This window comes from Streptomyces netropsis, assembly GCF_014203545.1.
In the GTDB taxonomy this organism is placed as follows: Bacteria; Actinomycetota; Actinomycetes; order Streptomycetales; family Streptomycetaceae; genus Streptomyces; species Streptomyces netropsis.
This window is the reverse complement of record NZ_JACHJG010000007.1, coordinates 232,452-253,712: the sequence shown is the minus strand read 5'-3', so window position 1 is coordinate 253,712 and position 21,261 is coordinate 232,452. Positions and strand designations below refer to the sequence as shown.

Here is a 21,261-nt window from a genome sequence, read left to right as displayed (position 1 = left end):
CACCCCGACCTGAGACTGCGCTCACGGTAGCGGGTGGTTGACACTCGGAAGCGCTGAGTGCCGCTGTGAGCCTCTTGGAGCCCCAGGGCCCATATAGGGAGTCGGCTGATGCCGGTTCAGGGCGGCACATGCGGACTCAGGCACCGCCAAACCCCCATTCATGTCAGCGCTACCGGTAGACTGGTAGCAATCCCGCCGGCTCGCGGGACATGCCGACCAACGCAGAACGACGCAGCCTCTCCTGCCTGCCCAGGGTGGGGTCTCCCCGCCGTAGACCGGGGAAGGCCTGTGCTGTGCCAGAAAGGGCGCTTCGTGGCCGATTCCGGCAACCCCAACGAGAACACCACCCCTTCTCAGAGCGAGGGCGCCCCAACGGGCGCCCCCGGCGGTGAGACGGCGTCGTACGACGCCAGCGCGATCACCGTCCTGGAAGGCTTGGACGCGGTCCGCAAGCGGCCCGGTATGTACATCGGCTCGACCGGTGAGCGCGGCCTGCACCACCTTGTGTACGAGGTAGTGGACAACTCCGTCGACGAGGCGCTGGCCGGTCACGCGGACACCATCGATGTGACGATCCTTCCCGACGGCGGTGTGCGCGTCGTGGACAACGGCCGAGGCATCCCGGTCGGCATCGTCCCCTCCGAGGGAAAGCCCGCCGTCGAGGTCGTGCTGACAGTCCTGCACGCGGGCGGCAAGTTCGGCGGCGGCGGCTACGCCGTCTCCGGTGGTCTGCACGGCGTCGGCGTCTCGGTCGTCAACGCCCTGTCGACGCGCGTCGCGGTCGAGGTCAAGACCGACGGCTACCGCTGGACGCAGGACTACAAGCTCGGCGTCCCCACGGCCCCCCTCCAGAAGAACGAGGCGACCGACGAGACGGGCACCTCCGTCACCTTCTGGGCCGACGGCGACATCTTCGAGACCACCGAGTACTCCTTCGAGACGCTGTCGCGGCGCTTCCAGGAGATGGCGTTCCTCAACAAGGGCCTGCGGATCGCGCTGACGGACACCCGCGCCGATCACGTCGACGAAGAGGGCAAGCCCCTCATGGTGGACTACCACTACGAGGGCGGCATCGTCGACTTCGTGAAGTACCTCAACTCGCGCAAGGGCGAGCTGATCCACCCGACCGTCATCGACATCGAGGCCGAGGACAAGGAGCGCATGCTCTCGGTCGAGATCGCGATGCAGTGGAACAGCCAGTACAGCGAAGGCGTCTACAGCTTCGCCAACACCATCCACACCCACGAGGGCGGTACGCACGAGGAGGGCTTCCGCGCGGCCCTGACCGGTCTGATCAACCGGTACGCCCGCGACAAGAAGCTGCTCCGCGAGAAGGACGACAACCTCACGGGTGAGGACATCCGCGAGGGTCTGACCGCGATCATCTCCGTCAAGCTCGGTGAGCCGCAGTTCGAGGGCCAGACGAAGACGAAGCTCGGCAACACCGAGGCGAAGACCTTCGTCCAGAAGGTCGCACACGAGCACCTCACGGACTGGCTCGACCGCAACCCCAACGAGGCCGCGGACATCATCCGCAAGTCGATCCAGGCCGCGACCGCCCGTGTGGCGGCCCGCAAGGCCCGCGATCTGACCCGCCGCAAGGGGCTGCTGGAGTCGGCGTCGCTGCCGGGCAAGCTCAGCGACTGCCAGTCCAACGACCCGACGAAGTGCGAGATCTTCATCGTCGAGGGTGACTCCGCCGGCGGCTCGGCCAAGTCCGGCCGCAACCCGCAGTACCAGGCGATCCTCCCGATCCGCGGCAAGATCCTCAACGTCGAGAAGGCGCGGATCGACAAGATCCTGCAGAACACCGAGGTCCAGGCGCTGATCTCCGCCTTCGGCACCGGTGTGCACGAGGACTTCGACATCTCGAAGCTCCGCTATCACAAGATCATTCTGATGGCGGACGCCGACGTCGACGGCCAGCACATCAACACCCTGCTGCTCACCTTCCTCTTCCGCTTTATGCGGCCGCTGGTCGAGGCCGGGCACGTCTATCTCTCGCGCCCCCCGCTGTACAAGATCAAGTGGGGCCGGGACGACTTCGAGTACGCCTACTCCGACCGCGAGCGCGACGCGCTCATCCAGCTCGGCCGGGAGAACGGCAAGCGGATCAAGGACGACTCGGTCCAGCGCTTCAAGGGTCTCGGCGAGATGAACGCCGAGGAGCTGCGCATCACCACGATGGACGTCGACCACCGCGTGCTCGGCCAGGTCACCCTGGACGACGCGGCCCAGGCGGACGACCTGTTCTCGGTGCTCATGGGCGAGGACGTCGAGGCACGGCGCTCCTTCATCCAGCGCAACGCCAAGGACGTCCGCTTCCTCGACATCTGAGCCTGTCGGCCCACGAGAAACAGCCGCAGCGCGAAAGGACTTTGAACAGCAATGGCCGACGAGACTCCCGATACCCCTGCCCCCGCTCCCGTGATCCCCGAGGTGACGCCCGAGGGCGCGCCCGCCCCCCTCGAGGGCGTGGGGATGCGCGTCGAGCCCGTCGGGCTCGAGACCGAGATGCAGCGCTCGTACCTCGACTACGCGATGAGCGTGATCGTCTCGCGTGCGCTCCCCGATGTGCGGGACGGCCTCAAGCCGGTCCACCGCCGGGTGCTCTACGCGATGTACGACGGCGGCTACCGGCCCGAGAAGGGCTTCTACAAGTGCGCCCGCGTCGTCGGTGACGTCATGGGTACGTACCACCCGCACGGCGACTCCTCGATCTACGACGCGCTCGTGCGCCTCGCCCAGCACTGGTCGATGCGCATGCCGCTGGTGGACTCCAACGGCAACTTCGGTTCCCCGGGCAACGACCCGGCCGCCGCCATGCGGTACACCGAGTGCAAGATGATGCCGCTGTCGATGGAGATGCTCCGGGACATCGACGAGGAGACCGTCGACTTCCAGGACAACTACGACGGCCGCAACCAGGAGCCGACGGTCCTGCCGGCCCGCTTCCCGAACCTGCTGATCAACGGTTCGGCGGGCATCGCGGTCGGTATGGCCACCAACATCCCGCCGCACAACCTGCGCGAGGTGGCCGAGGGAGCCCAGTGGTTCCTGGCCAACCCCGAGGCGAGCTCCGAGGAGCTGCTCGAGGCGCTCATCGAGCGGATCAAGGGCCCCGACTTCCCGACCGGCGCCCTCGTGGTCGGCCGCAAGGGCATCGAGGAGGCCTACCGCACCGGCCGTGGCTCGATCACCATGCGCGCGGTCGTCGCCGTCGAGGAGATCCAGGGCCGTCAGTGCCTGGTCGTCACCGAGCTGCCCTACCAGGTCAACCCGGACAACCTCGCGCAGAAGATCGCCGACCTGGTGAAGGACGGCAAGGTCGGCGGCATCGCCGACGTCCGCGACGAGACCTCCTCCCGTACGGGCCAGCGCCTGGTCGTCGTGCTCAAGCGTGACGCCGTCGCGAAGGTCGTGCTCAACAACCTCTACAAGCACACCGACCTCCAGACGAACTTCGGCGCGAACATGCTGGCGCTCGTCGACGGGGTGCCGCGCACCCTCTCGATCGACGCCTTCATCCGCAACTGGGTCACCCACCAGGTCGAGGTCATCGTCCGGCGCACCCGCTTCCGGCTGCGCAAGGCCGAGGAGCGCGCCCACATCCTGCGCGGTCTGCTCAAGGCGCTCGACGCGATCGACGAGGTCATCGCGCTGATCCGACGCAGCAACACGGTCGAGATCGCGCGTGAGGGCCTGATGGGCCTGCTGGAGATCGACGAGATCCAGGCGAACGCGATCCTGGAGATGCAGCTGCGCCGTCTGGCGGCCCTGGAGCACCAGAAGATCACCGCCGAGCACGACGAGCTCCAGGCGAAGATCAACGAGTACAACGCGATCCTCGCCTCGCCCGAGCGGCAGCGGATGATCATCAGCGAGGAACTCAACGCGATCGTCGAGAAGTTCGGCGACGACCGGCGCTCCAAGCTGATCCCCTTCGACGGTGACATGTCCATCGAGGACCTGATCGCCGAGGAGGACATCGTCGTCACCATCACCAACGGTGGCTACGTCAAGCGCACCAAGACCGAGGACTACCGCTCGCAGAAGCGCGGCGGCAAGGGCGTCCGGGGCACGAAGCTGAAGCAGGACGACATCGTCGACCACTTCTTCGTCTCCACCACGCACCACTGGCTGCTCTTCTTCACCAACAAGGGCCGGGTCTACCGCGCCAAGGCGTACGAGCTGCCGGACGCCGGCCGGGACGCGCGCGGTCAGCACGTGGCGAACCTGCTGGCTTTCCAGCCGGACGAGAAGATCGCCCAGATCCTCGCCGTCCGCGACTACGACGTCGCCCCGTACCTGGTGCTGGCCACCAAGTCCGGTCTGGTGAAGAAGACCCCGCTCAAGGACTACGACTCGCCCCGCTCCGGCGGTGTCATCGCGATCAACCTCCGCGAGACGGACAGCGGTGCCGAGGACGAGCTGATCGGCGCGGAGCTGGTCTCGGCCGAGGACGATCTGCTGCTGGTCAGCAAGAAGGCCCAGTCGATCCGGTTCACCGCCACGGACGAAGCGCTCCGCCCGATGGGCCGCGCCACCTCCGGCGTCAAGGGCATGAGCTTCCGCGAGGGTGACGAGCTGCTCTCGATGAATGTCGTCCGGGCCGGTACTTTCGTCTTCACCGCCACCGACGGTGGATACGCGAAGCGGACGAACGTCGACGAGTACCGCGTTCAGGGTCGAGGTGGCCTCGGTATCAAGGCCGCCAAGATCGTGGAGGATCGTGGCTCGCTGGTCGGTGCCCTGGTGGTCGAGGAGACCGACGAGATCCTGGCCATCACGCTCGGGGGCGGTGTCATCCGCACCCGGGTCAACGAGGTCAGGGAAACGGGCCGTGACACCATGGGCGTCCAGCTGATCAACTTGGGCAAGCGCGATGCCGTTGTGGGTATCGCCAGGAACGCCGAGGCCGGTCGCGAGGCTGAAGAGGTCGAAGAGTTGGCCGACGCAGCCGCAGGCGACGGGCCCGAGGTGGCCGAGGGCACGGAGCCCCCGGCCGAGGACACCGAGGAGTAATTCGTGAGTCGAGCCACGGGCGCCGCGGCAGGCGGTGCGGGTGCCAAGCGGCGCAGTCCCGCCGGACCCGCAACCGATAAAGCCGGCGCCCGTGGCTCCGGCGTATCCGCGGATACTTCCGGGGCCAAGGGCGGGGCGGCCGTCCCCGACCCCAGGGTCGCGGGCACCGCGGCCAAGGGCGCTGACACCGGCGCCAAGGGTGCCGACACCGCGGCCAAGGGGGCGGACGCCGCTCCCAAGGCTGCGGATACCGCTGCCAAAGCTGCTGACACCGCTGCCAAGGACGCCGGCACCGTCGCCAAGGGCGGGACCGCGTCCGCCGCCGAGGGCGGGGAGACACCCGCGGCCAAGGGCGGCACCACCGCCGAGACCAAGGGGGGCCCTGTGACGGACACCAAGGACCCGAAGCCCTACCACCCGCCGAAGGCCTACGAGCCTCCGGCGGAGCGTTCCGCTTCTGCTTCCGCTTCCGCCGCGGGCGCTGCCGGGGGCGCCGAGGGGGCCGCGCCGGCCCCCAAGGGCTCCGCTCCCAAGGGCACTGCCCCCAAGAGCGCGGCCAAGGCCGCCAAGAACCCCGCCAAGGCCCCTGTGAAGGCCGAGCGGCCCGCCGGGCCGCAGCCGGGCGCCTCGGTCCCGCAGCAGCGCTCCGCGCCCCGTCCGGCGCCGCGTACGCGCAAGGCACGGCTGCGGGTGGCCAAGGCCGACCCGTGGTCGGTGATGAAGGTCAGCTTCCTGCTGTCGATCGCGCTGGGCATCTGCACGATCGTGGCGGCGGCGGTGCTGTGGGGGGTCATGGACGCCATGGGCGTCTTCTCGGCCGTCGGCGGCACCATCAGCGACGCCACGGACTCCAGCGAGGGCGGCGGCTTCGACCTCCAGTCCTTCCTGTCGCTGCCCCGCGTCCTGCTGTTCACCTCCGTGATCGCGGTCATCAACGTGGTGCTGGCGACCGCCCTGGCGACGCTGGGCGCCTTCATCTACAACCTCTCCGCCGGTTTCGTCGGCGGCGTGGAGCTGACGCTCGCCGAGGACGAATAACGTCCACCCGGACCTGGGCCCGGCCGATTTTGGGACTGGGCCCAAGGTGCGCTAATCTTTCGGTGCAGCGCGGGGCTATAGCTCAGACGGTTAGAGCGCTTCCCTGATAAGGAAGAGGCCACAGGTTCAAGTCCTGTTAGCCCCACCGGCACGATCGGCCCGGACGGAGAATTCTCCGCCCGGGCCGATCTGTTTTCCCCGGAGGGGGAGTTGGGGCCGTCGCGGCGATGGTGTCGGGGATGGTGTTTCAGGTCACAGAGGACCCGGCAAGGGTCCGGCACAGGTAACCGATCGGTATCGGCCGGTGTGTATCATCGGCCACCAGAGGTCCCCTTACGTCAAGGAAAGACGAGGTCGCGCGGTGAAGAAGCTGCTCCTGGTCGCACTGGCCGCCATCGGCGGACTCCTCGTGTACCGCCAGATCCAGGCGGATCGCGCCGAGCAGGATCTGTGGACGGAGGCGACCGACTCCGTGCCCGCAGGTTCGGGTGTGTGAGACAAACGAGTCCTCGAAGGGGCCCGGCCGCTGAAGCGGCCGGGCCCCTTCGTCTTTCGGGGTCCCCGCGATACGCGTCCGGCGTCCCCGGCGACACGACAGATATTCGCTAACGCAAATAAAATGATTGCGAAAGTGAATCAGCTGACGGTGAGCGCCCAGATGCCGACCGCCAGGCAGAGCAGCGCGAAGACCAACACCGGGACCGCCACCTTCGGGGGCGGTCCCGGCCGCTTCGGCCGCCCCGGCGGGGGTGCGGGGACGGCCCCGCCGGCCGGGGTGCCGGGAGGCGGGGGAACGGGCCGCGGGAGCGGCTGCGGGGCGGTGTAGGGCCGCGTGGGCGGATAGGCGGGCTGAGGGGGCGCCAGGGCCGCGGGCTCGGGCTCCGAGCGGGGTGCGGGCCGGGATTCCGTACCGGGTTCCGCACCGGATTCCGGATCGGGCTCCGCGGGGGCTGCCGGAGGGGGTTCCTCGTCCGCGTCGGGCGCCGGATCCCGCCCCGGGCAGGGGCCGTTCGGGCCGAAGCCCGGAGGCAGCGGGCCGAGCTGGTCGAAGACCTCGATGGGCTCCTCGTCCGGGGCGGGCTCGGGGAGCAGCTCCACCGCGGCCGCGAGGGCCTTCCGGGCCCCCGTGGCCGTGCGGAAGCGCGCGTACGGATCGGGTTGCAGCAGATTCGCGATCACCTGCCAGAGCGGCTCCGGCACGTCCTCGGGCGCGTTCGGCGTGCCGTGCTCGGTGAAGCGTCGTACGAGCGCCTCGGCGTCGGGTTTGCGGCCCGTGATGAGATACAGGGTCACCAGGCCGACGGCGAAGAGGTCGGCGGGGAAATCCGGTTCCTCGCCCAGCATTTGCTCCGGGGCGAAGTAACCGGGCGTGCCCATCACATAGTTGGTGTCCGTCAGCCGCGGCTCGCCCTTGCGCATGGCGATCCCGAAATCGGAGAGCCGCAAATGCGGACGTCCCGTCCCGGTCGCCTCCAGGAGGATATTGGCCGGTTTGATGTCCCGGTGCACCACGCCCTCCGCGTGCACCGCCGTGAGCCCGGACAGCAATTGGTCGAGCAGCACGCACACGAACCGCGGCGGTAACGGCCCGTAGTCACCGATGAGATGGGCGAGCGAGCCACCGCTCACCACGTCCATGGTGAACAGCACCTTGTCGTCGTCCGCCGCCCAGCTCATCGGCGCCAGCACATGGGGATGGTCGATCCGCAGTGCCTGTTCCCGGACGAATCTCAGCAGCGTGTGGGCGTCGCTCTGCTGGAGCACCTTGGCCGCCACATATCGCCGTCGGCGCTGGTCCCACGCCCGCCACACGGCCCCCACGCCGCCGCGTCCGATCGGGTCCACCAGCTCGTACCGACCGGCGAAGACCTCACCCATCGCGCCGCTTCGCCCCCGCCCCAGCCCCGCTCAGTCCCACCCCGGCACGGTCAGCTCTGGTGCGCCTCGTAGTGCGCGACGGCTTCGGCGGTCCGTCCGGCGCCGTAGACCCGGAGGAACTCGGCGAGTTCGGGGTGGGTGGGGGCGAGCGTCCCGGCGGCGTCGATGATGTCCCCGGCACCGGCCACGGACCGCAGCAGCGACTGGATCTCGCGCACCACCCGGCGGACGGTCGGCGCGCCGCTGCTGGCCGTCGTCTGGGTGGAGTTGAGGACCGATCCGCCGGAGGTCTTCTTGACCTCCTCCATGCGCTCCGCGGCCTCGGCGGCGCTCACGCTGCCGTCCGCGACCTGGCTGGAAAGCTCCTGCAGCGCCTGGACCCGCTGCACCACGGCCGGGTTGCCGATCTTCGCCCGCTGACCGCTCATCAGCTGCGAGAGCATGGGCGCGGACAGGCCGAGGACGGAGGCGAGACGGGCCTGGTTCAGGCCGAGATCGTCGATGAGACGGCGGAAGAGCGCCCCCAAAGGCTCCCCGTACCAGCTGCGCTGTAGCTCCCGTGCACGGGCGGTGGCTTCCTGCTGTGCTGCGTCCATCTCGCTCTCCCCTTCGCTTCGCTGCCGCGAATCTTGCGGTGCATCCTACGGAGAGCGGTAGGCCCCGGCGATACCCGGTCGGGAAAGAGCGCCGGTACCGGGTATCCTGATCGGCGAAGGGGCCTTAGCTCAGTTGGTAGAGCGCCGTCTTTGCATGGCGGATGTCAGGAGTTCGACTCTCCTAGGCTCCACAAACACAAGCCGCGAGGCGGAAGACCTTAGGGTCTTCCGCCTCGCGGCTTTTTGTCGCCCGCGCGGGGTTCCCGCGCCGTTATGGCAGGTCAGCGCTGGTCGCCGCGCTCCTCGGCCGGGCCGTTGCCTGCTTCGGCCTCCGCCTGCTTGGCCTGCACCTCGGGGTCCAGGGCCGCGCCGCTGCCGTCGACCGAGCTCAGCGGGGCGCGGTCGGCGATCTCGGTGGGGGCCGGGGGCTCGACCAGCCAGTCGGGGTTGGCCTGCTTGTCCCACCACTTCCATACGGCGAACGCGCCGCCCGCGAGCAGCCCGAGCACCGCGAGCCGCTTGGCCGCCCGGCCCATCCGGCAGCGCCGGTCGCGCCGCCTCACGAGCCGCTCGACGTCGGCCGCCGACACCTGGCCGCGCAGCGCGGCGAGGGTGGCCGCGCCCCGGGAGACCGCCTCGTCCCGGACCGGCTCGGCGGCGGCGCGGGCGCGCACGGCGGCCTGGTCCACCTTCGGCGGGAGGGAGCCACGGGCATGTTCGAGCCGCGGTGCCAGGTGGGCGTGGTACTGCTCGCCGGCGCTGATCCTGGCCTGCCGCGCGGCGGCCTCCACCTTCGGCGCGAGCTGGGCACGAGCTTCGTGCGCGAAGTGCACGGCCGCGTCCTTGGCCGTGCCGGCGTAGGGCGCCACCACCTCCGCGGCGTGCCGCACGCTGTCCTTCGCCGTGCTGGTCGCGGCGAGCACGCTGTCCTTGCGGGTCACGAGAACCTCCTCCTCGGTGGCGTACGGTTTTTCGCCTTTCCACCCAGTGGAAAATCATGCCTGGACGTGCGTGGTCCGGCATGTGAGGGCGGGCATTCGGGTCATGGGGGAGCTTCGTTCGACAATGCCACCTTTTGCCGCCGCGCGCGGCGGTTTGGTGGCTACTCGCCGCGATCCCGTCCGTGCGAGGATCGGTGGCTGTCAGCGAAGACTATGGAAGGTAGATCGTGGCCGAGCAGCTCTACGCCACCCTGAAGACCAACAACGGGGACATCGAGGTGCGGCTCCTGCCGAACCACGCGCCGAAGACGGTCAAGAACTTCGTCGAGCTCGCCAAGGGTGAGCGCGAGTGGGTGAACCCGGAGACGGGCCAGAAGACCACGGACAAGCTGTACGACGGCACGGTCTTCCACCGCGTCATCGAGGGATTCATGATCCAGGGCGGCGACCCGCTCGGCAACGGCACCGGCGGTCCCGGCTACAAGTTCGCGGACGAGTTCCACCCGGACCTGTCCTTCAACAAGCCGTACCTGCTGGCCATGGCCAACGCCGGCCCGGGCACCAACGGCTCGCAGTTCTTCATCACCGTGTCGCCCACCACGTGGCTGACCGGCAAGCACACCATCTTCGGCGAGGTCGTCAGCGAGGCCGGCAAGAAGGTCGTGGACGCGATCGCCGCCGCCCAGACCAACCCGCGCACCGACCGCCCGGTCAACGACGTCGTCATCGAGTCGGTCGTGATCGAGACCCGCTAGGTCTCGTCACCCGCCGGGTCTCGTCGCGAGGGCTCGCTCCCGTACGGGAACCCCGTGTCCCGCCCGTCCGTATGACGGGCGGGGCCGTGTCTCGCATACCGGTCCGCCGACCGGGGCAAGGGGAGAGCATGAACGACCAGGCTGTCGGTTGTTACCGGCATCCGGACCGGGAGACCGGTATCCGCTGCGTCCGCTGCGAGCGGCCGATCTGCCCGGATTGCATGGTCAGCGCCTCGGTCGGGTTCCAGTGCCCGGAGTGCGTGGCCGGCGGTTCCGGCACGGGCCACCACCCGCGGGCGCAGACGCCGCGCACGATCGCCGGCGGCACCCATGTCGCGGATCCGCGACTGGTGACCAAGATCCTGCTGGGGATGAACGTCGCCCTGTGGATCGTGGTGCTGAGCGTCGGCGACCGGGTCGTCGACGACTTGGAGCTCTTCGGCCGGGCGGCGCTCACGCCCTTCACCCCGCTGGAAGGGGTCGCCGAGGGGCAGTGGTACCGCCTGCTGACGGCGACGTTCCTGCACCAGGAGCCGATGCACATCGCCTTCAACATGCTCTCGCTGTGGTTCCTCGGCCCGCCGCTGGAGGCCGCGCTCGGCCGGGTCCGCTATCTGGCGCTGTACGTGCTGTCCGGTCTGGGCGGCAGCGCGCTGGCCTATCTCGTCGCCGCGCCGAACCAGCCCTCGCTCGGTGCCTCCGGTGCGATCTTCGGTCTGCTGGGCGCGACGGCCGTGCTGCTGCGGCGGCTGAACTACGACATGCGCCCGGTCGTCGCGCTGCTCGTGCTCAATCTGATCTTCACCTTCACCTGGTCGAACATCTCCTGGGAGGCGCACGTCGGCGGCCTGGTGGTGGGCACGGCGGTGGCCTTCGGCCTGGTGCACGCCCCCCGGGACAAACGGGCGCTGGTGCAGTACGCGACCTGTGGAGCGGCGCTGCTGGTGATCGTCGCGGTGGTGGCCGTACGGACGCTCCAGCTCGCGGGCTGAGCGGGTCCCGGGACCACCGGATCGGGCAGCGGCGGCACAGATGAGCGGCGGTTGTCCACAGCGAGCGTCGGATCTTGTGCACGATGTGGGGAACGCGTGTTCCCGGCCGTGCGGGGCCGTGTTTCCGCTGGAAGACGCCGGTGCGACGACGATACGCAGTGCTTGCGATCAGTCACACCGGCGTCAACGCCGAGGAAGTTATCCACAGATCTTCTGAGTTTTCCCCACTGTGGACGAGGATGTGGATAACTCGCTGGAAGGCTCAGGGGATGGCTTGCGCCGAGGCGTTCCCGACGGGTCGCGCCACGGTCTCCCCCGGGTGCGGTCCCGGCGCTACTTCCACTGCGTGGAGACCACGAACCCCGCCGCGATGAAGCCGAAGCCCACCACGATGTTCCAGTTGCGCAGGGACTCCACCGGCATGTCGCCGCTCGTCACGTAGAAGAGCACGATCCAGGCCAGCCCGATCAGGAACATGGCCAGCATCAGTGGGGCCACCCAGCCGCGTCCGCTGCTGCCCAGCTTCAGATTCTGTGTCTTCACCGGCGGTGGAGTGAAGTCGTCCTTCTTGCGGATCCGTGACTTCGGCACGAGGAACTCTCCTGTCGATGCGCTGCGTAACCGCGCGGGGGATACAAGGCTGGCTGCCGGGGCGGGAGCGACGGGAGCGCTTCGTTCCCCCGGGCGTCCGTTAGCGTAGTGCTTCCGCGGCGTCGGAGAGGATAAGGGTACGTTGAGTAATTCTGCGGACTCCACCAGCACGCCTTCCCGGCGATTCCGACCGGTGCGGCTGCTGACCGCCGGAGTCTTTGCGCTCGCCGGGCTTCTCTTCTTCACCAGCTTCAATACGGCCCGCGGCACCAACATCCGCACCGACGACTCGATGCTGCGACTCTCCGACCTCATTCAGGAGCGCAGCCGCAAGAACGCCGACCTCGACGACAGCGCCGCGGGCATGCGTTCCAAGGTCGACGCGCTCGCCCGCCGCGACAACGGCAACACCGCCGCCCAGGACAAGAAACTCAACGCCCTGGAGCACGCCGCCGGCACCACCGAGCTCAGCGGTACGGGCCTGACGGTGACCCTCACCGACGCGCCGCCCAACGCCACCGCCCGGATCCCCGGCATCCCCCAGCCCCAGCCCAACGACCTGGTGATCCATCAGCAGGACCTCCAAGCCGTCGTCAACGCCCTGTGGCGCGGCGGTGCCAAGGGCATCGAGGTCATGGACCAGCGGCTGATCTCCACCAGCGCGGTGCGCTGCGTCGGCAACACGCTCATCCTCCAGGGCCGCGTCTACTCTCCGCCGTACAAGGTGACGGCCGTCGGCGACCGCGGGCTGCTGCGCAGGGCCCTCGACACCTCCCCCACGATCCAGAACTACCTCCAGTACGTGAACGCCTACGGGCTCGGCTGGAAAGTCGACCAGCACGACGCGGTGACTCTTCCCGGCTACTCGGGCACAGTGGATCTCCACTACGCGAAGCCCATGGGGTGACCCGGGAGGGGGCCGGCCGGTGAGGGTACGACTGGTCGTCCGAACGCTCAGCGAGCTCTGCGTCACCGTCGGCACGCTGATCGTCCTGTTCGTCGTCTACGTCCTGTACTGGACCGGAGTCCGCGCCGACAGCGCCATGAACGACGAGATCGGCCGGCTCCAGGACGCGTGGTCGACGGGGCCGGTCGCCGGGCGCGCCGGCGAGGCCGCCGCCGGAGCGCCGCCGCCCCCGGCGAAGGCCCGCCCGCCCGGCGCGTCCTTCGCCGTCATGTACGTCCCGCGCTTCGGCGCCGGCTGGGCCAAGCCCGTGCTGGAGGGCACCGGGCCCGAGCTGCTCAAGAAGGGCCTCGGGCACTACGAGCGCACCGCGCGCCTCGGCGCGACGGGCAACTTCGCCGTCGCCGGCCACCGTCGCACGCACGGCGACCCCTTCAAGGACGTCCCCCGGCTGCGGCCCGGCGACGCGGTGGTGCTGACGGACGGGACCACCTGGTTCACCTACCGCGTCGACCGCCCCCCGTACCGCACCCGGCCCGACGACCTCGGCGTCATCGACCCGGTGCCGGCGAAGGCGGGCTACCGCGGACCGGGCCGCTATCTGACCCTCACGACCTGTGAACCCGAGTGGGGACACAGCCACCGGCTGATCGTCTGGGCGCACTTGGACGCCACCTCGCCCATCGCCGACGGCAGGCCGACGGCTTTGTCCGGCTGACCACCCACCGGCGGTGCCGCCCTTTAGTCTGGTGCTGCAATCGACTACGTCATCGGCGAGTAGGGACAGCATGTACGTCTGGATCTGGCGTCATCTGCCGGGCAACGCATGGGTGCGGGCGCTGATCTCGCTGCTGCTCGTGCTGGCGATCGTGTACGTCCTCTTCCAGTACGTCTTCCCCTGGGCGGAACCGCTGCTGCCGTTCAACGATGTGACGGTCGACAACGGAATGGCGGTGAACCGATGAGCGCACGCATCCTCGTCGTGGACAACTACGACAGCTTCGTCTTCAACCTCGTCCAGTACCTCTATCAACTGGGCGCCGAATGCGAGGTGCTGCGCAACGACGAGGTCGAGCTGCGCCACGCGCAGGACGGCTTCGACGGGGTGCTGCTGTCCCCCGGCCCGGGCGCGCCGGAGCAGGCGGGCGTCTGCATCGACATGGTGCGGCACTGCGCGGAGACCGGGGTGCCGGTCTTCGGGGTGTGCCTGGGGATGCAGTCGATGGCGGTCGCGTACGGCGGGGTGGTCGGGCGGGCGCCCGAGCTGCTGCACGGCAAGACCTCCCTGGTGACCCACGAGGGGACGGGCGTCTTCCGGGGGCTGCCGTCGCCGTTCACCGCCACCCGCTATCACTCCCTCGCGGTCGAGCGGGAGACCTGGCCGGACGAGCTGGAGATCACCGCCTGGACCGAGAGCGGCGTCGCGATGGGGCTCAGACACCGCGATCTGCCGGTCGAAGGGGTGCAGTTCCACCCCGAGTCGGTGCTCACGGAGTGGGGGCACCGGATGCTCGCCAACTGGCTGGTCGCCTGTGGTGACGCGGGGGCGGTGGACCGCTCGGCGGGGCTCGCCCCGGTGGTGGGCAAGGCCGGGGCGTGACCTCGCTCCGCCCCGAGCGGGACCCGTGGCTGACGCCACAAGACACCGAGCAGAGCCCGTGGCTGACGCCACAACAGCACCAGGAGCCCTCCTGGTACCCGGCGGCCCCGATGGGCCCCACAGAGCCCGTAGCGGGCGCGGAGGGCCCCGCACGGGCGGTGTCACAGCCGCTGCCCCCCGAGGACCACGCGACGATGACGCTGCGCCGGGTCCGGGAGCCGGCCGCGGGGCCGCCCACCGGGGGGCGCGCGGAGCGGCGCAAAGCGGCCCGGCGGGCGCAGCGGGCGCGCAAGGACAGCGTCGGGGTGATCGTGAGCCGGCTGACGGGCGAGCTGTTCATCACCGTGGGCGCGCTGATGCTGCTGTTCGTCGCCTACCAGCTGTGGTGGACGAACGTGATCGCCCAGCGCCAGGCGGGCGGAGCCGCGAACAACCTCCAGCACGCCTGGGAGGAGAGCGGCGGGGAGGACCGGGCCGCCGGGGCGTTCTCACCCGGCCAGGGCTTCGCGATCATCTACATCCCGAAGCTGGACGTGAAGGCCCCCATCGCCGAGGGCATCGGCAAGCACAAGGTGCTCGACCGGGGCATGGTCGGGCACTACGCCGAGGGCCCGCTCAAGACCGCGATGCCCTGGGACGCGAAGGGCAACTTCTCGCTCGCCGGGCACCGCAACACCCACGGCGAGCCGTTCCGCTACGTCAACCGGCTGCGTCCCGGCGACAAGATCGTCGTGGAGACCAGCAGCACCTTCTACACGTATGAGATGACGAGCCGCCTGGATCAGACGCCGCCGGCGAACGTCGGGGTCATCGCCCCTGTGCCGGTGGGATCCGGCTTCCAGGGGCCCGGCCGCTACCTCACTCTCACCACCTGCACCCCGGAATTCACCAGTACGTATCGAATGATCGTCTGGGGCAAGATGGTCGACGAGCGGCCCCGGAGCAAGGGAAGGCCGGACGCCCTCGTCGGGTGAAACAGCAGAGCGAATCGGGGTACGACGCGGTGGCACGGATCGACGACGACGAGCCCGAACGCCTGACCCGCCCACGGGGGAAGATCGCCGCCGCCGTCAGCCTCTTCGGTGAACTGCTGATCACGTTGGGCGTCCTGCTGGCGCTGTTCGTCGTCTACTCCCTGTGGTGGACGAACGTGCTGGCCGACCGCGAGTCGAAGAAGCAGGGCAACCACGTGCGCGAGAACTGGGCCAAGGGCCCGGGCGCCCTCGACACCAAGGACGGCATCGGCTTCCTGCACGTGCCGTCGATGAAGAACGGCGAGGTGCTCGTCAAGAGCGGCACCGGCAGCAAGATCCTCAACGAGGGCGTGGCGGGGTTCTACCGCGCGCCGGTGAAGTCCGCGATGCCGTGGGACGCGAAGGGCAACTTCACCCTGGCCGCCCACCGGGACGGCCACGGCGCGAAGTTCCACAACATCCACAAGGTCAAGGCCGGCGACGCGGTCGTCTTCGAGACGCGCGACACCTGGTACGTCTACAAGGTCTACTCCGAGCTGCGGGAGACCTCGAAGTACAACGTCGAGGTCCTGGACCCGCTGCCGAAGGAGTCCGGCGCGAAGAAGCCCGGCCGCTTCCTCACCCTGACGACCTGCACGCCCGTCTACACCTCCGACTACCGCTACATCGTCTGGGCGGAGCTGGAGCGCACCGAGAAGGTCGACAGCAAGCGCACCCGGCCCAAGGAACTGAGCTAGGGCCTGGCCGGCCGTGGCGTGTACACCTCCGCTGCGCGGTGGTGTCCTCAATCGCCGGACGGGCTGCTGTGCTGTGTCCTCAAACGCCGGACGGGCTGCAAATGCAGCCCGTCCGGCGATTGAGGACGCGCCCGCAGGGCGCCCGCCGCCGTAGGGGTGGCAGACATCCCGCGGAGCGTCAGTGGCGTCGGCCGAACGGGCCGCCGAAGAGGCCGCCTCCGGTGTCACCGCCGGTGGTGCCCGGCGTACCGGGGTTGCCCGGGGTGCCGGTGTCGCCGGGGGCGCCGGCGATGGTGGTGAGGTTGACCGGCGTGTCCTTCGGGACCTGCGTGCCGCCCACCGGGTCGGAGATCATCACCATGGCGTTGTCGTCCTGCGGACCGGTGATGTTGCCGACCTTCAGACCCGCGTCCGTCAGCGTCTTCTTGACGTCCTTGAGCTTCTGGCCGACCACACCCGGCACGCTGGTCTTCTGGCCCGCCTTGGCGACGAAGAGCGTGACCGTGGAGTTCGGCTGCGCGGTGGTGTTGCCGTCGGGGCTCTGCCGGACGACGTTGCCCGGTGGCTGGTCCGACTCCTCCTCGTCCTTCACGACCTTGAAGCCGAGGTCGGTGAGCTGCTTCTTCGCGGCGTCGAAGGGCTGGCCGACGACGGACGGGACGGTCTTGGACGCCGGGGTCGAGGCGACGGAGAGGGTGATCTCCGTGCCCTTCTCGGCCTTCGTGCTGCCCTTGGGGTCCTGGTCGATCACGATGCCGGCGGTCCGGTCGGACTCCACCTGCTTCTGCCGGACCGTGAAGCCCTTGGCCTTGAGCTCCGCCTCGGCCTCTTCGAACTTGGATCCCCGGACATCCGGCACGGAGACCTTCTCCGTGCCCTTGGACAGCACGACCTTGACCTCGGAACCGCGGTCCACCTTGGCGTTGGCCTTGGGGTTCTGGTCGCAGACCTTGCCCTTGGGCTGGTCGCAGAACGTCTCGCCGTCCTGGGTGACCTTGAAGTCGCCGTTCTCCCCCATCTTCTGGGCGGAGGCCAGCGACTCGCCGGTCAGGGTCGGCACCGTCACCCGATCGTTGTTGCCACCGCCGCTGAAGAGCGACTTGCCGATGAAGATCGCCCCGACGAGCACCAGGATGCCCGCGACGACCAGCAGGATCGTCGAGAGGTTGCTCTTCTTGCCACCGCCGCGCCGGCCGTCGCGGTCGTCGTAGCCGTAGCCGCCGTCGTCGTCGCGCACGGGCGGCAGCATGGAGGTCTGCCCCGCCGGGTCCTGCGGGCGGAGCATCGTGGTCGGCTGGTCGTCGCCGTAGCCACCGGGGGCGCCGTAGCCACCCGCGGCGTGCGAGGCCGTGGCGGCCACGGGCTGGCCGTCGAGGGCCGCCTCGATGTCGGCGCGCATCTCGTCGGCCGACTGGTAGCGGTAGTCCGGGTCCTTGGTCAGCGCCTTGAGGACGATGGCGTCCATCTCGGGCGTGATCTCGGGGTCGTGGGTGCTCGGCGGGTTCGGCTCTTCCCGTACGTGCTGATAGGCGACGGCCACGGGCGAGTCGCCGACGAACGGGGGCCGGACCGTCAGCAGTTCGTACAGCAGACAGCCGGTGGAGTACAGGTCGGACCGCGCGTCGACCTGCTCGCCCTTGGCCTGCTCGGGGGAGAGGTACTGGGCGGTGCCGATGACGGCCGCGGTCTGCGTCATGGTCATGCCGGAGTCGCCCATCGCACGGGCGATGCCGAAGTCCATGACCTTGACCTGGCCGGTGCGCGTCAGCATGACGTTCGCCGGCTTGATGTCGCGGTGGACGATGCCGGCGCGGTGGGAGTACTCGAGCGCCTGGAGGACGCCGATGGTCATCTCCAGCGAGCGCTCGGGAAGCAGCTTCCGGCCGGAGTGCAGCAGCTCGCGCAGCGTGGACCCGTCCACGTACTCCATGACGATGTACGGGATCGAGACCCCGTCGACGTAGTCCTCGCCGGTGTCGTAGACGGCGACGATCGACGGGTGGTTGAGCGAGGCGGCCGACTGGGCCTCACGGCGGAACCGGGCCTGGAAGGACGGGTCCCGGGCGAGGTCCACCCGGAGCGTCTTCACGGCGACGGTGCGGCCGAGCCGGGTGTCGTGGGCGAGGTAGACCTCGGCCATGCCACCACGGCCGAGCACCGAGCCCAGCTCGTACCGGCCGCCGAGGCGACGCGGCTCTTCCATAGCTCCAGCCCTTCCGTTTTCCTGACCGCACCGGTGTGGGTCCGGCGGTGTGCTGTCCGGGCATACCGTACCCGGAGCACCGTGCGCCTCCTGGGCGCCACCGTCACCTGATATACGACCGGTACCGTCGCGGAGGCCGGACGGCTACGGAGGTGAGCGGTGTCACTTCTCCGTCTTGAGTACCGCCTCCATGACGCCCTTCGCGACCGGCGCGGCGAGCTTGCCGCCCGCGATGTCGTCACGGGTGGTCTCCGAGCCCTCGATGACGACGGCGACGGCGACCGGCGAGCCGTCCTTCCCCTTGGCGTAGGAGATGAACCACGCGTACGGGTTGCCGCTGTTGTCGACGCCGTGCTGGGCGGTACCGGTCTTGCCGCCGACGGTGACGCCGTCGATCTGGGCGTTGGTTCCGGTGCCCTTCTCGACCACGGTCTCCATGATCGACTGGAGCTTCTGCGCGTTCTCCGAGCTGAGCGGCTGGTTCAGCTGCTTCGGCGTGTGCGTCTCGATCACGTTGAGGTTCGGGGCGCGCAGCTTGTCGACCATGTACGGCTCCATGAGCTTGCCGTTGTTGGCGACCGCGGCGGCGACCATGGCCATCTGCAGCGGCGTGGCGCGGTTGGAGGCCTGGCCGATGCCCGCCATGGCGTTCTGCGGGCGGTTGTCCTTGGGGTAGACGCTCTCGGCGGCGCGGACGGGCGTGTCGAGCTTCGGGTTGTTGAAGCCGAACTTCTCCGCCTGGTCCATCATCTTCTTGTTGCCGAGGTCGGCGCTGACCTTGCCGAAGACCGTGTTGCAGGAGTACTGGAGAGCGACCCGCAGCGAGGCTTCCTTGCAGGGGATGTTGCCCTCGTTCTGAAGCTGCACACGGGTGTCCGGGAGCGTCCAGGGCAGCGGCGAGTCGGTCTTGGAGTCGACGTCCTTGTACAGACCGTTCTGCAGCGCGGCCGCGGCCGTGACGACCTTGAAGGTCGAGCCCGGCGGGTAGGTCTGCTTGAGCGCCCGGTTCAGCATCGGCTGGTTCTTGTCGCTCGTCAGCTCCTTCCACGCCTTCTCGTCGTCGCTGCCCGCGATGCGCGAGGGGTCGTACGAGGGCGTGGAGGCGAGGGCGAGGATCTTGCCGGTGCGCGGGTCGAGCGCGGCGACGGCACCGCGCTTGTTGCCCAGGCCCTTGAAGGCGGCCTCCTGGGCCTTGGCGTTCAGGGTGGTGATCACGTCACCGCCCTTCTTGCCCTTGCCGGTGATCATGTCGACCGTGCGGTTGAAGAACAGCCGGTCGTCGTCGCCGGTCAGCACCGGGTCGTCGAGCTTCTCCAGCTGGTTCGCGCCGTAGACCTGCGAGGCGTAGCCCGTGACCGGGGCCCACATCTCGCCGTTCTTGTATGTGCGCTTGTACTTGAAGTCGGTGTTGTCGGTCTCCTTGGACCCGGTGACCGTCTGGCCGTCGACGATGATGTTGCCGCGCGGCTGGCTGTAGCGGGCGATCAGGACCCGGCGGTTGTTCTCGTGGGTCTTGAGCTCCTCGGCCTGGACGAACTGGATCCAGTTGTCGCGCATCATCAGGGCGAGGACGAGAAGGCCACAGAAGATCGCGATCCGGCGCACGGGCTTGTTCACGGGCGGACCACCTGGGTCATCTCGGCGTCGGGGGACGGTGCGGGGGCCGGGGCCGGGCGGCGCGCGGTGTCGCTGATCTTGACGAGGATGGCGACGAGGGCCCAGTTGGCGAGGACGGACGAACCACCCTGCGCCATGAACGGCATGGTCATACCGGTCAGCGGGATCAGACCCATGACACCGCCGGCGACGACGAAGACCTGGATGCCGAACGCGGCGGACAGACCACAGGCCAGCAGCTTGCCGAACGGGTCACGGGCGGCGAGGGCGGTGCGCAGACCGCGCTCCACGATCAGCCCGTAGATCAGCAGTATGGCCATGACGCCCGCCAGCCCCAGCTCCTCGCCGACGGTGGCGAGGATGAAGTCGGAGTTGGCGGCGAAGCCGATGAGGTCGGAGTGGCCCTGGCCCCAGCCGGTGCCGAAGACGCCACCGGAGCCGAAGGCCATCAGCGCCTGGGCGATCTGGTCGGACGAGCCGTCCTTGAACGCGTCGAACGGGTGCAGCCAGGCGTCGACGCGCTGCTGGACGTGCGGCTCGAAGGTGTTCACGAAGACCGCGCCGCCGGCCGACATCAGCAGACCGAAGACGATCCAGCTGGTGCGCTCGGTCGCGACGTAGAGCATCACGACGAACATGCCGAAGAACAGCAGCGAAGTACCGAGGTCGGTCTCGAAGACGAGGATGAGGATGCTGACCGCCCAGACGACCAGGATGGGACCGAGGTCCCGGCCGCGCGGCAGATAGAGCCCCATGAAGCGGCGGCTGGCCAGGGCCAGGGCGTCGCGTTTCACCATGAGATAGCCGGCGAAGAAGATCGCCAAGATGATTTTCGCGAACTCACCCGGCTGCAGCGAGCCCAGACCCGGGATCGTGATCCAGATGCGCGCACCGAACTTCGCGGGGAAGAACATCGGCGCGACGAGCAGGATCAGCGCCACGACCATGGAGATGTAGGTGTAGCGCTGGAGGATGCGGTGGTCCTTGAGGAAGATCAGGACTGCCACGAAGAGAGCGATGCCGAGTGCCGAGAACAGCAGCTGGTTGGGCGCGCTGGGGTGGAAGAACTTCTTCGCCATCAGCCGCGGCGCCTGGTCGAGCCGCCAGATGATGACCAGCCCGATCCCGTTGAGGAGGGTGGCCAGCGGCAGCAGCAGCGGGTCGGCGTAGCGGGCGAACTTCCGCACCACCACATGGCCGACACCGGCCAGCAGGCCGAGGCCGAGGCCGTAGCCGAGCATGCCGGAGGGCATCTCGCCGTCGAGGGCGAGACCGACGTTGGCGTACGCGAAGCACGGGATGAGCACCGAGAAGGCGAGCAGCGCCAGCTCGGTGTTGCGCCGGCTCGGCGGGCCCGCGGTGCTGATCGTCGTCGTGTTGGTGGTGTTCGACGACATGGATGGCATGGAT

Annotated in this window: 19 protein-coding genes and 2 tRNA genes; 14 read left to right on the top strand and 7 right to left on the bottom strand. The window is 69.0% G+C overall.

Features of this window, described 5'->3' with window-relative positions:
* Positions 1-288: 288 nt before the first annotated feature.
* From gyrB to FHS38_RS18630, 5 genes are all read left to right on the top strand, one after another.
* Complete coding sequence (gene gyrB, locus FHS38_RS18650) at positions 289-2,337, top strand: DNA topoisomerase (ATP-hydrolyzing) subunit B (RefSeq protein ID WP_184734760.1); 2,049 nt, start codon at positions 289-291, stop codon at positions 2,335-2,337.
* A 51-nt stretch (positions 2,338-2,388) separates the two neighbouring features.
* Entirely contained in the window at positions 2,389-5,025 is a 2,637-nt protein-coding gene (gene gyrA / locus FHS38_RS18645) for a DNA gyrase subunit A (protein WP_184734758.1), read from the top strand.
* A 384-nt stretch (positions 5,026-5,409) separates the two neighbouring features.
* Complete coding sequence (locus FHS38_RS36120; protein ID WP_184735066.1) at positions 5,410-6,063, top strand: DUF3566 domain-containing protein; 654 nt, start codon at positions 5,410-5,412, stop codon at positions 6,061-6,063.
* A 71-nt stretch (positions 6,064-6,134) separates the two neighbouring features.
* Positions 6,135-6,208 (top strand) — tRNA-Ile (locus tag FHS38_RS18635).
* 216 nt (positions 6,209-6,424) lie between these two features.
* Complete coding sequence (locus tag FHS38_RS18630; RefSeq protein WP_003958712.1) at positions 6,425-6,559, top strand: DLW-39 family protein; 135 nt, start codon at positions 6,425-6,427, stop codon at positions 6,557-6,559.
* Positions 6,560-6,699: 140 nt separating this feature from the next.
* Here FHS38_RS18630 and FHS38_RS18625 read toward each other — a convergent pair whose 3' ends face one another.
* A complete protein-coding gene (locus FHS38_RS18625) occupies positions 6,700-7,941 on the bottom strand; it encodes a serine/threonine-protein kinase (protein ID WP_184734756.1) in 1,242 nt (413 codons plus the stop codon).
* Positions 7,942-7,991: 50 nt separating this feature from the next.
* Positions 7,992-8,537 carry a helix-turn-helix domain-containing protein gene (locus FHS38_RS18620; protein ID WP_130878594.1) on the bottom strand — a complete coding sequence of 182 codons (546 nt, stop codon included), beginning with the start codon at positions 8,535-8,537 and terminating at the stop codon, positions 7,992-7,994.
* A gap of 118 nt (positions 8,538-8,655) precedes the next feature.
* On the opposite strand from FHS38_RS18620, the gene FHS38_RS18615 reads away from it, so the two are divergent.
* Positions 8,656-8,728: transfer RNA gene (locus tag FHS38_RS18615), tRNA-Ala, on the top strand.
* Between the two features lie 90 nt (positions 8,729-8,818).
* On the opposite strand, the gene FHS38_RS18610 is transcribed toward FHS38_RS18615, so the two are convergent.
* Positions 8,819-9,478 carry a DUF5324 family protein gene (locus FHS38_RS18610; protein ID WP_184734754.1) on the bottom strand — a complete coding sequence of 220 codons (660 nt, stop codon included), beginning with the start codon at positions 9,476-9,478 and terminating at the stop codon, positions 8,819-8,821.
* Between the two features lie 227 nt (positions 9,479-9,705).
* On the opposite strand from FHS38_RS18610, the gene FHS38_RS18605 reads away from it, so the two are divergent.
* Entirely contained in the window at positions 9,706-10,233 is a 528-nt protein-coding gene (locus tag FHS38_RS18605; RefSeq protein WP_184734752.1) for a peptidylprolyl isomerase, read from the top strand.
* Between the two features lie 128 nt (positions 10,234-10,361).
* A complete protein-coding gene (locus FHS38_RS18600; RefSeq protein WP_184734749.1) occupies positions 10,362-11,225 on the top strand; it encodes a rhomboid family intramembrane serine protease in 864 nt (287 codons plus the stop codon).
* A gap of 333 nt (positions 11,226-11,558) precedes the next feature.
* On the opposite strand, the gene crgA is transcribed toward FHS38_RS18600, so the two are convergent.
* Positions 11,559-11,816, bottom strand: a complete 258-nt coding sequence (gene crgA, locus FHS38_RS35470; RefSeq protein ID WP_184734747.1) for a cell division protein CrgA — start codon at positions 11,814-11,816, stop codon at positions 11,559-11,561.
* Between the two features lie 142 nt (positions 11,817-11,958).
* On the opposite strand from crgA, the gene FHS38_RS18590 reads away from it, so the two are divergent.
* The 6 genes from FHS38_RS18590 to FHS38_RS18565 all read left to right on the top strand — a co-directional run bounded on the left by FHS38_RS18590 (position 11,959) and on the right by FHS38_RS18565 (position 16,031).
* The gene (locus tag FHS38_RS18590) at positions 11,959-12,723 is read left to right on the top strand and encodes a DUF881 domain-containing protein (RefSeq protein WP_184734745.1); all 765 of its coding nucleotides are present in this window, start codon (positions 11,959-11,961) and stop codon (positions 12,721-12,723) included.
* Positions 12,724-12,742: 19 nt separating this feature from the next.
* Complete coding sequence (locus tag FHS38_RS18585) at positions 12,743-13,438, top strand: class E sortase (RefSeq protein ID WP_184734743.1); 696 nt, start codon at positions 12,743-12,745, stop codon at positions 13,436-13,438.
* A gap of 70 nt (positions 13,439-13,508) precedes the next feature.
* Complete coding sequence (locus FHS38_RS18580) at positions 13,509-13,685, top strand: hypothetical protein (protein ID WP_165451561.1); 177 nt, start codon at positions 13,509-13,511, stop codon at positions 13,683-13,685.
* A complete protein-coding gene (locus tag FHS38_RS18575; RefSeq protein WP_184734740.1) occupies positions 13,682-14,320 on the top strand; it encodes an aminodeoxychorismate/anthranilate synthase component II in 639 nt (212 codons plus the stop codon). Before FHS38_RS18580 ends, FHS38_RS18575 begins: the two co-directional genes overlap by 4 nt.
* A complete protein-coding gene (locus FHS38_RS18570; protein WP_373301835.1) occupies positions 14,317-15,294 on the top strand; it encodes a class E sortase in 978 nt (325 codons plus the stop codon). Before FHS38_RS18575 ends, FHS38_RS18570 begins: the two co-directional genes overlap by 4 nt.
* Before the next feature lie 29 nt (positions 15,295-15,323).
* Positions 15,324-16,031 carry a class E sortase gene (locus FHS38_RS18565; protein ID WP_229822695.1) on the top strand — a complete coding sequence of 236 codons (708 nt, stop codon included), beginning with the start codon at positions 15,324-15,326 and terminating at the stop codon, positions 16,029-16,031.
* A gap of 178 nt (positions 16,032-16,209) precedes the next feature.
* Here the strand turns inward: FHS38_RS18565 and pknB are convergent, their stop codons facing one another.
* The 3 genes from pknB to FHS38_RS18550 form a co-directional block, all read right to left on the bottom strand.
* Positions 16,210-18,234 carry a Stk1 family PASTA domain-containing Ser/Thr kinase gene (gene pknB, locus FHS38_RS18560; RefSeq protein ID WP_184734738.1) on the bottom strand — a complete coding sequence of 675 codons (2,025 nt, stop codon included), beginning with the start codon at positions 18,232-18,234 and terminating at the stop codon, positions 16,210-16,212.
* A 162-nt stretch (positions 18,235-18,396) separates the two neighbouring features.
* The gene (locus FHS38_RS18555) at positions 18,397-19,851 is read right to left on the bottom strand and encodes a peptidoglycan D,D-transpeptidase FtsI family protein (protein WP_184734737.1); all 1,455 of its coding nucleotides are present in this window, start codon (positions 19,849-19,851) and stop codon (positions 18,397-18,399) included.
* Entirely contained in the window at positions 19,848-21,248 is a 1,401-nt protein-coding gene (locus FHS38_RS18550) for an FtsW/RodA/SpoVE family cell cycle protein (protein ID WP_184734735.1), read from the bottom strand. The genes FHS38_RS18555 and FHS38_RS18550 overlap by 4 nt, the downstream gene beginning before the upstream one ends.
* Positions 21,249-21,261 lie beyond the last annotated feature (13 nt).

Excerpts from the sequence above, each read along its gene's own strand:
- gyrA (WP_184734758.1), top strand. The coding sequence starts at position 2,389 with ATGGCCGACGAGACTCCCGATACCCCTGCCCCCGCTCCCGTGATCCCC.
- FHS38_RS18625 (WP_184734756.1), bottom strand. The coding sequence starts at position 7,941 with ATGGGTGAGGTCTTCGCCGGTCGGTACGAGCTGGTGGACCCGATCGGA.
- FHS38_RS18620 (WP_130878594.1), bottom strand. The coding sequence starts at position 8,537 with ATGGACGCAGCACAGCAGGAAGCCACCGCCCGTGCACGGGAGCTACAG.
- FHS38_RS18600 (WP_184734749.1), top strand. The coding sequence starts at position 10,362 with ATGAACGACCAGGCTGTCGGTTGTTACCGGCATCCGGACCGGGAGACC.
- FHS38_RS18580 (WP_165451561.1), top strand. The coding sequence starts at position 13,509 with ATGTACGTCTGGATCTGGCGTCATCTGCCGGGCAACGCATGGGTGCGG.
- FHS38_RS18575 (WP_184734740.1), top strand. The coding sequence starts at position 13,682 with ATGAGCGCACGCATCCTCGTCGTGGACAACTACGACAGCTTCGTCTTC.
- pknB (WP_184734738.1), bottom strand. The coding sequence starts at position 18,234 with ATGGAAGAGCCGCGTCGCCTCGGCGGCCGGTACGAGCTGGGCTCGGTG.
- FHS38_RS18550 (WP_184734735.1), bottom strand. The coding sequence starts at position 21,248 with ATGTCGTCGAACACCACCAACACGACGACGATCAGCACCGCGGGCCCG.